Source organism: Psychrobacter sp. Pi2-51, from assembly GCF_904846665.1.
Classification (GTDB): domain Bacteria; phylum Pseudomonadota; class Gammaproteobacteria; order Pseudomonadales; family Moraxellaceae; genus Psychrobacter; species Psychrobacter glaciei.
In genome coordinates this window covers 1-12,888 of record NZ_CAJHBP010000015.1, presented here as the reverse complement: position 1 = coordinate 12,888, position 12,888 = coordinate 1, and the positions used below count along the sequence as shown (strand labels likewise).

Sequence of the window (12,888 nt, the reverse complement as noted above, 5' to 3'; positions counted from 1 at the left end):
TTGAGTATAACAAATCTATCGTTGATATGGGCAATCGTAATGCACAAAATCGCAAAACCACATATCATAATAGTACGCCTTTCGTTTTCTGTTAAAATAGGCAGAATTGCTGTAAGGAAACGAGCCTCTGACGGCATGAGTATCAGCCTACTCACATCCTAAAGTAGCGTGGATAGTCATTTAAAGGGCAGTTTTAGTGGCTGCTTTTTCCTCATAATTTACGAACGGCACTGATTAACGACAGCTTTCTTCCTAAAAGTTTTAATGCACGAATGCAGGATAACCCTATTATGTCCTTACGCTCAAACGTTTTTTATAAAAGATTAACGCTGTTGATGGTCAGTATCACTGCGAGTAGCGCGTTACTGTTGAGCGCTTGCAATGATACTAGCACCCAAGCCGATACCGACGTAGTTGAAGCGGCAGCAGATCTGTCTGTCTTTGAAGGCTGCTATACGGTCAGTCATGATGAGCCTGCGCAAATAAAAGTCAGTCAGCAGGGTGGCACATGGATGATGCAAATGAAAGAGCCGGCAAGTAGCGGGCGCGTCTGGGATGACGCCGAGCCGTTAGAAGTGCTTGAAAATAGCGAGATACCCACGTTTTTCTCTATAGATCCTGATAATGTTGACGCTGTCATTGGCCGTCCCGATAGAGTGCTGGTACTGGCTCATGTGAAGCCTGTCTATGCCAATATCGATCCGCTACTGGACAGTGAGTATTTGTCGTATATTTATCGCGGTGCCAATACTATCTATCGTGTAGAGTGTGATGATGTTAATACTGATATTTTAGCCAATCCGCATGCCAATATTATTATTGACAATGTCGGTACAAGCAGCTAAGCATACATCATCGATTATAGACAATCTTTTGTTATAAGCAGTCTTTTCTCATAAGTAGTCAAGTCATTAGAGTCAGGTAATATGAATTTTTTTAGTTATGTGGTGTTGGGTGGGTTTTCTTATGCGGCTGGTTGGGCGATAAGAACCTATGTATTAAACAAAAAACCTGAACCTGAGCAGCCTTACAATCTTAAGCATCCAGCTATCTTGGCGTATTTGGGCGGGTTCTTTATTGTTATGCTGATTGTCTCATGGCTCATTGGTCGCTACGTGCTTGGACATACCGCTATCGATTTGCCGTTCATCATTATAAACAGCCTCGTTGCGACTTTTGTATATTCATTCGGTCTTAATCCAGAAAAAGCCCGTTATGATGTGCCGGATTGATAAAATTTTGAAAAAGTAAAATAGATAAAGATGTCGTTAATCTAGGGCGTGTCCTCATTTTAAAAATGGTCATAAAAATGAGATAAATTGCAGTAAAACGAGGAAAATAGCGCAAATAATATCGGGATATTGATCAGCTATTTGACGATGTTTGGCAAAATTTAGCCATTTTTAGCTCATTTAGATACAATCGCTTGAATTGAGGGTACGCCCTAATACGAAGAAACGGTCAATGAATAGCTCATTGACCGTTTCTTCGTATTAATGTTAATTTAAAGCTATCACTACTTTTTGGACTCTTTATTTGTGGCTTTTTTTTCAGTGTCCTTAGTTTTATCTTCTAGCTTTTTATTGGTCGGCTTTGAGGCAGCGTCTTTACTAGACTCTTCATCTTTAGAGGCTGTTTGTTGATCTTTCCAAGTTTTGTACTTGCGTAAGTCTTTTTCCATGAGCTTAAGACAAAATTTCAGCACCAACGCATCATCGATTTGACCGATAAAGGGAATAAAATCCGGAATAATATCAATAGGATTTAGCACATAGAGCAGACCGACCACTCCCGCAGAAATGGTCTTGTAGGGAATGTTGCGATAGTTGCCTTGATAATAATCTTTAACTAAACTCATCAGCAGTAGCAAATCCTTGGTATAACGCTCAAGGCCGCGACCGTTTTCGAGCTGGTCATTTATTTTATCTTCTTTACCCAAGATGAGCTTGATGCTGTCTATCAGACTTTTATCATCTTTCTCTTTGTCAGCCATACTTATATTCCTTATTTTTTGTTAAAGACTATTGAACGCCCTTTACTATAACAAGAGTCGTCACTTCATCCAAATAAGGCTGTGAGTGATTCTGTAGCGTTTTGTTGACTATAGAAACGATAGGTTGAGCTTAGCTAAACCATCCTAAAACGCGATATTGTCCAAACCTGCGTTATAATCCAGTTTTATGAGATGTTATAAAAATAAATATTTAACGTGTGCTAAAGACGTCTGTTCAACAGACCTTAACTGCATGGCATAAAAGGTAGAGTAATGACCAAGAAATTTTCTGAGCTGAATCGTCGCCAGTTTTTACGTCAAGTCGGAATCAGCGCAGGGGCAGGGCTGTTAGCGACCCAAAGCATCACTCAAGCGCTGGCTGCTAATACTACTGAGCAAAATAGCAGTACGCAACTGACCAAAGATGATCTGCCAACGGCGTTGATGGATGAGAGCCTGCCATCAGGACAAGCACAACAAGCAGCGCCCGAAACGTTGCAGGCGCAAACGAGTTGTATCACGCCGAATATTGAGACGCGGCTTTTTGCCAGCTCCAACGTCGGTGGTAGTGACGAGCGTAATGAATTGGCGTTAGATCGCATGGCTTGTGCGGGTTTTAAGGTGGACAATCCTATGATTACTAAGCGCCAATATTTGCGCTTTGCGGGTACGGATTCGCAGCGCGCGAGTGATTTGCAAAACATCGCTACGGGTGCGATCGCAGCACCGAAACTGCTACTTGGGGTACGCGGTGGCTATGGTGCTGTGCGTTTATTGCCGATGGTGGATTGGTCGACGCTGGGACGTATTATGAAGGAGCGTGGCACGATACTGGCGGGCTTTAGCGATGTGACCGCTATTCAGTGTGCGCTACTGGCAAAAGGAGGCATGAGCTCGCTTGCTGCCCCGATGCTTTATAGTGAGTTTGGCAAAACCAAACCCGACCAAGTCAGCTGTCGACAATTTGTGGAAGCATTAACCAATCCAAATCTGGCTATCAATATACCAGACGCCTCTTTAACCAGTCCGAATTTACCGAGTATCTTGGCAAGCTCTGAGCCAAAAACGATAATGGGCACTATGTGGGGTGGCAATCTAAGCGTGGTGTCAGCGCTGGCAGGCAGTGAGTATTTGCCACGAATTGCTGGCGGTATCGTATTTTTAGAAGATGTCGGCGAGCAAGCCTATCGTATTGAGCGCATGCTGTATGATTTGTATTTAGCAGGTGTGTTTAAAGGTCAGCAAGCCATCGTGTTTGGCGCGTTATCAGGTGCAGGTGAGGACAGCTATGACAAGCGTTATGATGTCGCCACCGTGATTCGTCAATTGCATAAGCTGACAGGATTGCCGATTTATAGCGGCATGCGCTTTGGCCATATTGGACAAAAATACAGCTTTCCACTTGGCGCGATGTGTCAGATTAGTCCAAATACAGTCGATGGCTATCAGTTAGTATTTAGTGATTATCCAACGATTAAAGCCGATGCCATTCATGTCGAAGGCTTGTGGCAATAAAATTTAGGTTTATAGTCGAATCCAAATAAATCAGTTACATGGCTATCAAGTTGCTCAATGAAAAGTTGTTTTTCTTGCGTGCTGTGCCTACGCCGACAGATGCTGCGCAAAACAACTTTTCGTCTCGCTGTATCGTTTTTATATTGAATTAACTACATAAAATTTTTGCTGTGATAAATTTGCTGCAGCAATGTATTACTTTCAAAAGACATTTACTATAAAGTTAAATCGCCAGTCTCGAAAATTTATCCTGATACTCTTTCGGGGTCAGTTCAGTAGCGCGTTTAAAAAGCCTAGTGAATGAGGAAATATCATCATAGCCAACTTGCTCCGCTAGCGATTTTATCGTCACATCGCCCAATTCCAGTAAGCGCTTGGCCTGCTCAATTCTCACCGCTTGAATATACTCAATCGGGCGCATCGCAACGCAGGATTGAAAGCGTCTGTTTAGCGTGCGTGGGGTGATATTTACCATGTCTGCCAAGCCGCTAACTTGAATAGATTGCTTGAAGTTTTCCTCGATAAACTCTTGTACTTGCTTAACCAGTTGATCTGAATGTGGTTTATGCAACGTCACATTGGTATAGCTGTTTTGATTGCCTCTTTTACTATCAATAATCTGGGTTTTTGCCACTTGGGTAGAAATCTCACGCCCGCAATATCGCTCTATCAATAGCAATCCCAAGTCATAAAAGGCGCTACCACCTGCCGCACAAAATATATTGCCTGATTGGTGTGCTGAATCACTTTTTGGCTGGTTCTTTGATGGGTTCTTTGATTGAGTGACAAATTGATTCTCTTGCAAATCAACCAGTGGAAAATCTGCCTTAAACTTACTGGCATAGCCCCAATGGGTGGTCGCTACTTTGCCATCGAGCAAGCCTGCTTTTGCTAAAAAGAAAGCCCCGCTACAATTACTAGCGATATCCGCTTTGGTATTCGCCAGTCGCTTGATGTGTGGAATTAAATCGCTATTTTGGCTCAATACTTTATCAATTGAATCGCCAATGGTTGGAATTAATAGTAAGTCGCACTCTGTGACTTCCTGAATATCGCAATGCGCTCGCATAATTAAACGGTTGCTGCATCTGATATCTACACCGCCAAGACTGGCAATCTGCACATTAAATCTAGGCTCTACTGCCTCATCCAAAAACCGTTGCCAGCTGACGCCAGTAAATGAAAATAAATCTAGCGCCCCAGCGAGCACACTGCCGAGCACGCCATCGAAGCCAACGATAATCACTTTAAACGGTTTGAAGTAGGGCAAAATTTGGCTTCCTTTAAGTATATGCAAATTTATGGCTGATATTCACCAGCTGCACGATACGTAATTTGAAACTCACTCACTATAGGTTAGAGAGGGTGTCTTATTTGACCATAATTATGTCATAAATGACAATACGGCAAGGCGTTAAATTAGATTAATATCAATGAATCACCAAATTTAATGAGTTAACGAGAATACTATGGCAGCAGATACGCTTATCAATGACTTTGAGTTACCGTTCCAACTATACGATGTATTGGGCACTGAACATTTAACCGAGCATCCGAAGTTTGCAGAACACAGCCGCGAAACCTTCGATGCGGTACTCGACACCGCCAATAAAATCGCGACCAATTTATTCTTGCCCCATAACCATGTGGCAGATAAAAACGAGCCACAGTTCGATGGCAAAAAAGTCAGCATGATAAGTGATGTAAAAGTCGCCTTTGATGCGTTTCGTGAGTCGGGCTTCATCGCTGGTCGTTATAGCTTTGACGATGGTGGCATGCAATTACCCGAAACGGTTATGACCGCAGTGGCAGGCTATTTTATGGCTGCCAATCCTTCAACGACGGCTTATCCATTTTTGACCACGGCGGCGATTAATGTTATCTCACATTTCGCCAGTGATGAGATTAAAAATGCCTTTATGCCGCGTATGCTAACGGGTGAATTTACCGGCACAATGGCATTAACTGAGCCACATGCTGGTTCATCGCTTGCCGATATCAAAACCACGGCAGTAAAACAAGACGACGGCAGCTATCGTGTCAAAGGCAGCAAGATTTATATCTCAGCAGGCGATCATGAATTGTCTGACAATATCGTGCATTTGGTATTAGCTAAAGTGCCGGGCGGTCCTGGTGGCGTCAAAGGTATCTCTTTATTTGCCGTGCCGAAGTATCGTCTGAATGATGATTCATCAGTAGGCGAGCGTAATGATGTGCATTTAACCGGACTTATTCATAAACTGGGTTATAGAGGCGCGACTTCTACCGCGTTAAGCTTTGGCGATGCAGGTGAGTGCTATGGCTATCTTATCGGCGAAGAGCATTTCGGCTTGCGTTATATGTTTAAGATGATGAATGAAGCGCGCATCGCGGTTGGCTTTGGTGCAGCGATGATTGGCTATCGTGGTTATCAATACTCGCTCGATTATGCCAAAGACAGAACACAGGGCAGAATTGCACCGAATAACAAACCTGAAGATGCAGCAACGGCGATTATCCAGCATGGCGATGTGAAGCGTATGCTGCTGGCGCAAAAAGCCTATAGCGAGGGCGGTATCTCGCTGTGTTTATATGGCTCAAACCTGATTGACCGTATCAATACTTGTGAAGATGCAACACTAAAAGCTGAGCTATCAGAACTGCTGGATTTACTCACGCCAGTATTAAAAGCATGGCCCTCTGAATATGGTCCCAAAGCCAATGATTTAGGCATTCAAGTATTGGGCGGCGCAGGCTATACGCGTGAGTATCAAGCCGAGCAGTTCTGGCGTGACAATCGTCTTAATCCCATTCATGAAGGCACAAATGGTGTGCAAGCGTTAGATTTGTCATTCCGTAAGTTATGGCAAAACAAGGGTCTTGGTATTCAAATTCTAAAACGTGAAATTACCCAAGACTTAGAAAGCATTACCACGCCCGAGACTGCTAAACTTGCCGGTAAATTGATGCCTTATATGGGTCATCTGCATGAAGTATTGGTGCATTTAAGTAAAATTCTGCAAACGGAAAAAGCACTTACATTAACGGGTAACGCACAAGCACTAATGAATATTTTTGCCTCTATCGTGGTCAGCTGGATTTGGATTCGCCAAGCCAGTAAAGCTGAGCAATTGCTAAGCGAGACAACAGATATTGAAAAGCAGAATTTCTATCATGGCAAATTACAAGCAGCCAAATACTTTATCGATTGGGAGTTGCCGTTAATCAATCGCGATATCGAGCTGTTAAATAACGACAATGCGGTATGTACCAATATGCAAGCAGAATGGTTTTAAGTGATTGTTTGGAATGTTTTCAACATAAGAACATGCCTGAACAATACGACTAATGTGATGCTGGGATGAATTTTTCGAAGCCTCTGGAGTGCAAAGCGCACAGCAAGCGAGAAAAATTTATCCCAGAAGAACGCTTTTTAATATATTTGTCTTATTTTGAATAAACTCTTTTTAAGCAAACGATACCAATGGCTTTTTATAAAAATTTAAAGGAATAAATAATGACAACAATGAATAAGCAGTGGCGTTTAAAAGAAAGACCTGTTGGCGCACCGAGTGCGGAGACTTGGGATTATACCGAGACAGAAATACCGACTATTACCGATGGTCAGTTGCTGATAAAAATTGAATATATCTCGATGGATCCAGCGATGCGTGGCTGGCTAAATGATGCCAAATCTTATATCGAGCCGGTACAAATTGGTGATGTCATGCGTGCGGGTACCGTGGGCGAAGTGATTGAAAGTAAGCATGAGAAGTTTGCCGTCGGCGATTATGTCTGTGGTCATAATGGCGTGCAGTCGTATGCGGTCAGTGATGGTACTGGGTTATACAAAGTCGACCCAAACCTTGCACCCTTATCTTATTACTTAGGCGTGCTCGGTATGCCGGGTATGACTGGTTACTTTGGCTTATTAAAAACAGGTGAGCCAAAAGCTGGCGAGACAGTGGTCGTCTCTGGTGCTGCGGGTGCGGTCGGTGGCTTGGTTGGACAGATTGCAAAACTAAAAGGCTGCCGTGTCGTTGGTATCGCAGGCGGTGCTGAGAAATGTAAATTCTTAGTCGATGAGCTAGGCTTCGATGCTGCGGTAGATTATAAAAATGAGGATGTCAAAAAAGGCTTAAAGCAAGCCTGTCCAAACGGTGTCGATGTCTTCTTTGACAACGTAGGCGGCGATATCTTAAATGACGTCCTTACCCAAATTAATCTGCGCGCGCGTATCGTGATTTGCGGTGCGATTAGCCAATATAACAACACCACAGCGGTAAAAGGGCCGTCAAACTATCTGTCATTATTGGTCAATCGTGCCCGTATGGAAGGCATCGTTGTCTTTGATAATATCAAAGAATATCCAATCGCGATGAAAGAAATTGCTGGCTGGATTCAGTCAGGTGATATGAAAGTAAAAGATCATATCGTTGAAGGTATCGAGACTTTCCCAGATACCCTGATGATGCTCTTTAAAGGTGAAAATTTCGGCAAACTGGTACTTAAGGTAGAGGGATAAATCATGACACTGAATACAAATGGAATTGCATCAGACGTAGCCAGTAACGTTTCTGGTAAACGTATTTTAATCACAGGCGGTGCGTCTGGCATTGGTGCGGCAAGTGCGTTATTGCTAGCCAGTCGCGGCGCAAAAGTCGTGATCGGTGATATGGCCGAAGAGATGGGCGCAGCCGTTGCCAAGCAAGGTCAAGATGCTGGCAATAGTATCGTCTTTAAAAAGGTCGATGTCACTAGCGGTGATGAAGTACGTGCATTATTTGTCTTTGCCATGGAAACGTTGGGTGGTCTTGATGTGGTGGTAAATAATGCGGGCATCGACCATCAGCCTGCACCGATGCATGAGCTAAGCGATGAGGACTTTGACCGTAATATTGCCGTTAATCTAAAAGGCGTCTGGCATTGCATGCGTGCTGCTGTTACTTGTATGGCAGCCAATGGCGGCGGTCATGTGATTAATGTCGCCTCTATCGCAGGGCTGCGTTCTGCACCATTACTGTCAGCGTATAGCGCCGCGAAGCATGGCGTGATGGGGCTGACCAAGTCTGCTGCTCATGAATATGCGCGCGTCAATATTCGCTTTAACGCCGTATGCCCAAGTTTTATTGACACCCCTATGGTGCAAAATACCATGGCGAAGATGGGCGAGCGCGCGCAAAAAGCAACAATTAATGCCAGCCCGCTACGCCGTTTAGGGACAGTTGATGAAGTATCCGGCGCGATTGCATGGCTCGCGAGCGATGAAAGCAGCTTTATGAATGGTCATGCGTTTACCCTTGATGGTGGCATGTTGGCTTAATAGTCAAATAACTGCTAAATCATTACGGTGTTAGCCTCGCTCGATGTACTATGCGTACTATCTACGCTCGGCTGCCTTGTAATGAGCTTGTAGTTTTTTGACTATAATTTATTAAGTATTTACGATAAAAAATTGAAAACTGAATAGCTAATTCAAAACATAAGGAATAATAATGAAAGATTTATTTGATTTAACAGGCAAGATTGCTTTGGTCACAGGTGCTAGTCGCGGTATTGGCGAATCTATCGCCCGTCTATTGGCATCAAGAGGCGCGCACGTCATTGTCTCTAGCCGCAAGATTGATGCTTGCCAAGCAGTCGCCGATAGCATTGTCGCTGATGGTCACAAAGCCAGTGCCTTTGCGTGCCATGTCGGAAATATGGATCAGATTGATGCGATTTTTGAGCACATCAAAAGTGAGTTCGGTCAAATCGATATCTTGGTCAATAATGCCGCAGCTAACCCTTATTATGGTCATATCTTAGATACGGACTTAGCGGCTTTTGATAAAACTGTCGAAGTCAATATTCGTGGTTATTTCTTTATGTCGACGGCAGCAGGCAAGATGATGCGCGAGCAGGGCGGCGGGGTTATCTTAAATACTGCTTCCGTCAATGGCTTGGTCGCAGGTGACAAGCAAGGCATCTATTCAATCACCAAAGCTGCGGTGATTAGCATGACCAAATCTTTTGCCAAAGAATGTGGCCCATTGAACATTCGCGTCAATGCGTTGTTGCCTGGTTTAACTGATACTAAGTTTGCCTCAGCATTGACCACCAATGATAAAGTCTTAAAAATGGCGTTACATTCGATTCCATTAGGACGCGTGGCTAATCCTGACGAGATGGCTGGCACGGTATTGTATCTAGTCTCTGACGCCTCAAGTTATACCACGGGCGCAACGATAGTCGTTGATGGCGGCATGTTGGCTTAATCCGTTTATCACTATCGCTATATTTTTATAATAAAAAACACGTTCATTAGTAACGTGTTTTTTTATGTCTCAACGTTCATTACTTTTAGTTCACTACTTTCAACTCATTACTTTAAATTTATCTACTCGCACGTTTTGATGTGAGGCGATTTAATCGCTGTAAGCCTTTTTCAATGATATTCGTCGTCCGCTGCATTAATGGACTTAATGGTTTGGGATGCATATTAATTTTACTCATATCGTTGTCATAATGTGCTCTGACACGCTTATTCATAATAGCAAACCACAATGGCGGGATATAGGCAGGCATAATCATCGTGGCATAGCCTATCGGCAGTTGCGGTGCTTCCTCAAAATGCCTGAGCAATTGATAAGCGCGGCTTGGATGCGCGTGGTGATCAGAATGGCGCTGCAATTGATACAAAAACAAATTGGTCACCGTGTGATTGCTGTTCCAGCTGTGCTCGGGCTGTGTGCGCTCAAATTGCCCGTTGTCGTCTTGTTCCCTGAGCAGACCGTAATGCTCTAGATAGTTCACCACTTCTAACAGACTAAAGCCATATACTGCCTGCAACCCAATAAAGGGTAAGATCTTTTTGCCAAACGCCTTATAAAGAGTGGCATAAATTACCACCGACATTGCCCAACCTTGCAACAACTCGTTGTCTTTGTTCCAAAAGCCTTTATGTCGACGGGCGAGCCGCTCAGTTTCAATATTTATGGCGGAACGTAGACCACCAAACACTGTGCGTGGCAAAAACTGCCAAAAGCTCTCGTTGTACTTGCTACTGGCTGGATCTTTTGGGGTCGCCACCCAGCGGTGATGACCGAAATTATGCTCGATGGCGAAATGTCCATAAGCCGCTGGCGCAAGGCTGATACGCGCCAAAGTACGGTTTAGGTGGTCAGACTTATGGCCAAGCTCATGCGCGGTATTAATCGCAATACCACTGCCGACTCCTGCCGTCAATGCCACTCCCAAGCGATTATACCAAGGCAACTCTCGCTGACCATACTGATAGGCTAGTAGACCAAAAGCCATATATTGTAGCGGTATAAAAGCATGAGCAATCCACTTATAATAGGGGTCTTGGGCAAGCGCTTGCATAGCGCTATCAGGTGGGTTGCTATCATCACGACCGACCAACACATCCGCTAACGGGATGATACCGTGGATCAAGATAGTGCCTCCCCAAGCCAGCGCTGTATTTTTAAGCTCAAAGCCCTTTTGATCTCGTAATCCTAACGCGAACAAGCAGCCTAATAGAGGCAGTGATGGACTACACAGCCAAAACCGCCTTTTTGGGTCGCGCCATGGTGAGTTATCCATTGCATCTTGAATGATGGCATGTTCTTTAGCGCCTAATGTCTTAGTCATTATACGGTCCTTGTATAGTCAGTCCTCTGTAAATCAGATACGGTCTCAGACTTACCTAGTCTATTATTTATCGTGATTTTACGCGGTGCTTGATAACTACTTTCCTTGATAGCCACCTTTAACGATTTCGTTTATGTATTATCAATCAAGATTCTGATCATTTATTATGATCTTTGATAACATTTAAAACGGCGTTGATTGACAAAAAAATCTCACTTTGCGTCCAAAAATGCAAATATATTCAGATTTAATTGTCGGACTTCGTTATGTTAGAGGTGCGTGTATAGCGTATAAATAGATATAGTCAGGGCAATATAAAAGAGATCCAGCGTGACTGGTAAAATTTTTCTTGCTTGCTGTGCCTACGCATACAGAGGCTACAAAAAATTTATATCAGTCACGCATTATAATGTCGTGTACCCATTTTATTTAGTATCTACTATAGTAATTAACGTTGATAACGCTCTTTAAAGCGAGTAGTTTGGGCGTGTCATCAATTAGCACATGGATACATTTAGTGGTCTTAAAATGGCTAAATTTTGCCAAACATCGTCAGAAATCTTGTCAATATGTTCATATTTACGGTAATTCCTTCCTTGTTTGGCTGCAATTTTCCTCATTTTAAGCCTCACAATCTAAATGATGACACACCCTAGTATTGGTCTAAAATATGGATATTTTAAGTCGATTGTTTGATGAGATGCATTTGCAAAAAGTGCAATATATCACTGTCAAAGCGCGCGGCTCTTGGCAACTGGTACAGAGTAGACAGGATTATTTGACCTTTATCGTGGTTATCAGTGGCGAGGTGCATCTGTGCTATGGCAATGATAATAATGACAGGCAAGTGATCACAGCCAACAATATGATGATGTTGACCACACAAGGCAGCTATGCGTGTCAATCAGCGCCAACGGTGTCTAAGATTACGGCTAAAACAATCATGCCTGCACACACTGAAGGTCAGATTGGCTTAGAGATTGACAATACAGATAGCGGTCATAAAGTTATTGCTCAAACTAACAATGCTCAAAGTAATCATGCTCAAAGTAATCATGCTCAAAGTAAGCATGTGCAAGATAATGAGGCACAATTTATTGTGGTACGCAGTCAGTTTGACGCTGATATGGCCAGACCTTTGTTATCCGCTTTGCCTGCCAGTTTACCGCCAGTGACCCAAAAGCACTCGGCCTATAATGATGTGGTGCATATTGGCTTGCAGTTTTTCTTATTAGAAGTGGGCTTGCAGCGCCCCGGCAAGACCACGATGCTTGAGCGCTTGGCTGGCATGTTGATGATTGAATGTATACGCGAGTATGTCGAACAGCTAGAAATGGCATCAGGGTCTAAAGACAGCATAAACCACACTACGGATAATACCCTAGACAGGACGCCATCGTGGATTAACCATCCGTGGCAAAGAGACAATGATGCTGACCACAGCGGTGAAAATAATGCCACTAGCAATGGAGATGAAAACGGTAATTGGCTGGCTGCCCTAAAAGATCCTTATCTATCAAATACCCTCTATCTGATGCATCGCTACCCAGAAGATGCTTGGACGCTACAGGGTTTAGCGAAAGCATCAGGGCTGTCGCGCTCAGGACTCAATGAGCGCTTTAAACAGTCAGTTGGCATCACGCCGCTGGCATATCTGAGTCATTATCGCTTGCGACTGGCAGCAAGGTTTGTAGTGGTCAACTAATTTAGGACACCTGATAAGAGGTTTTTGTTAAAATAGCGTCTCTCTGTTTCTAATGGTGTTA

At 43.6% G+C, this 12,888-nt stretch carries 11 protein-coding genes; 8 read left to right on the top strand and 3 right to left on the bottom strand.

The genetic code is table 11. The features are described 5' to 3' along the window. The first annotated feature begins 290 nt into the window (after window positions 1-290). Window positions 291-845 carry a hypothetical protein gene (locus tag JMY08_RS09110; protein ID WP_227679643.1) on the top strand — a complete coding sequence of 185 codons (555 nt, stop codon included), beginning with the start codon at window positions 291-293 and terminating at the stop codon, window positions 843-845. A gap of 81 nt (window positions 846-926) precedes the next feature. Beyond that, the gene (locus tag JMY08_RS09105; RefSeq protein WP_201592984.1) at window positions 927-1,232 is read left to right on the top strand and encodes a hypothetical protein; all 306 of its coding nucleotides are present in this window, start codon (window positions 927-929) and stop codon (window positions 1,230-1,232) included. Window positions 1,233-1,516: 284 nt separating this feature from the next. Here the strand turns inward: JMY08_RS09105 and JMY08_RS09100 are convergent, their stop codons facing one another. After that, window positions 1,517-1,993: a YkvA family protein gene (locus JMY08_RS09100; RefSeq protein ID WP_201592983.1), complete on the bottom strand. Its 477-nt coding sequence runs from the start codon at window positions 1,991-1,993 to the stop codon at window positions 1,517-1,519. A gap of 273 nt (window positions 1,994-2,266) precedes the next feature. Here JMY08_RS09100 and JMY08_RS09095 point away from each other — a divergent pair, with 273 nt between their 5' ends. Next, window positions 2,267-3,508, top strand: coding sequence for an LD-carboxypeptidase (locus JMY08_RS09095; protein ID WP_201592982.1), 1,242 nt, complete (start codon window positions 2,267-2,269; stop codon window positions 3,506-3,508). Between the two features lie 223 nt (window positions 3,509-3,731). Here the strand turns inward: JMY08_RS09095 and JMY08_RS09090 are convergent, their stop codons facing one another. After that, window positions 3,732-4,778: a GlxA family transcriptional regulator gene (locus JMY08_RS09090; protein WP_201592981.1), complete on the bottom strand. Its 1,047-nt coding sequence runs from the start codon at window positions 4,776-4,778 to the stop codon at window positions 3,732-3,734. Window positions 4,779-4,977: 199 nt separating this feature from the next. Here JMY08_RS09090 and JMY08_RS09085 point away from each other — a divergent pair, with 199 nt between their 5' ends. From JMY08_RS09085 to JMY08_RS09070, 4 genes are all read left to right on the top strand, one after another. Continuing rightward, complete coding sequence (locus JMY08_RS09085) at window positions 4,978-6,783, top strand: acyl-CoA dehydrogenase (protein ID WP_201592979.1); 1,806 nt, start codon at window positions 4,978-4,980, stop codon at window positions 6,781-6,783. A 221-nt stretch (window positions 6,784-7,004) separates the two neighbouring features. Next, complete coding sequence (locus JMY08_RS09080; protein ID WP_201592978.1) at window positions 7,005-8,012, top strand: NADP-dependent oxidoreductase; 1,008 nt, start codon at window positions 7,005-7,007, stop codon at window positions 8,010-8,012. A gap of 3 nt (window positions 8,013-8,015) precedes the next feature. Then, the gene (locus JMY08_RS09075; RefSeq protein WP_010198540.1) at window positions 8,016-8,810 is read left to right on the top strand and encodes an SDR family NAD(P)-dependent oxidoreductase; all 795 of its coding nucleotides are present in this window, start codon (window positions 8,016-8,018) and stop codon (window positions 8,808-8,810) included. A gap of 172 nt (window positions 8,811-8,982) precedes the next feature. Next, a complete protein-coding gene (locus JMY08_RS09070; RefSeq protein WP_201592977.1) occupies window positions 8,983-9,744 on the top strand; it encodes an SDR family oxidoreductase in 762 nt (253 codons plus the stop codon). Window positions 9,745-9,862: 118 nt separating this feature from the next. On the opposite strand, the gene JMY08_RS09065 is transcribed toward JMY08_RS09070, so the two are convergent. Next, window positions 9,863-11,122, bottom strand: coding sequence for an alkane 1-monooxygenase (locus JMY08_RS09065; protein WP_201592976.1), 1,260 nt, complete (start codon window positions 11,120-11,122; stop codon window positions 9,863-9,865). 670 nt (window positions 11,123-11,792) lie between these two features. On the opposite strand from JMY08_RS09065, the gene JMY08_RS09060 reads away from it, so the two are divergent. After that, complete coding sequence (locus JMY08_RS09060; protein ID WP_201592975.1) at window positions 11,793-12,827, top strand: cupin domain-containing protein; 1,035 nt, start codon at window positions 11,793-11,795, stop codon at window positions 12,825-12,827. Window positions 12,828-12,888: the final 61 nt, after the last annotated feature.

Excerpts from the sequence above, each read along its gene's own strand:
- JMY08_RS09110 (WP_227679643.1), top strand. The coding sequence starts at position 291 with ATGTCCTTACGCTCAAACGTTTTTTATAAAAGATTAACGCTGTTGATG.
- JMY08_RS09105 (WP_201592984.1), top strand. The coding sequence starts at position 927 with ATGAATTTTTTTAGTTATGTGGTGTTGGGTGGGTTTTCTTATGCGGCT.
- JMY08_RS09100 (WP_201592983.1), bottom strand. The coding sequence starts at position 1,993 with ATGGCTGACAAAGAGAAAGATGATAAAAGTCTGATAGACAGCATCAAG.
- JMY08_RS09095 (WP_201592982.1), top strand. The coding sequence starts at position 2,267 with ATGACCAAGAAATTTTCTGAGCTGAATCGTCGCCAGTTTTTACGTCAA.
- JMY08_RS09085 (WP_201592979.1), top strand. The coding sequence starts at position 4,978 with ATGGCAGCAGATACGCTTATCAATGACTTTGAGTTACCGTTCCAACTA.
- JMY08_RS09080 (WP_201592978.1), top strand. The coding sequence starts at position 7,005 with ATGACAACAATGAATAAGCAGTGGCGTTTAAAAGAAAGACCTGTTGGC.
- JMY08_RS09075 (WP_010198540.1), top strand. The coding sequence starts at position 8,016 with ATGACACTGAATACAAATGGAATTGCATCAGACGTAGCCAGTAACGTT.
- JMY08_RS09070 (WP_201592977.1), top strand. The coding sequence starts at position 8,983 with ATGAAAGATTTATTTGATTTAACAGGCAAGATTGCTTTGGTCACAGGT.
- JMY08_RS09065 (WP_201592976.1), bottom strand. The coding sequence starts at position 11,122 with ATGACTAAGACATTAGGCGCTAAAGAACATGCCATCATTCAAGATGCA.
- JMY08_RS09060 (WP_201592975.1), top strand. The coding sequence starts at position 11,793 with ATGGATATTTTAAGTCGATTGTTTGATGAGATGCATTTGCAAAAAGTG.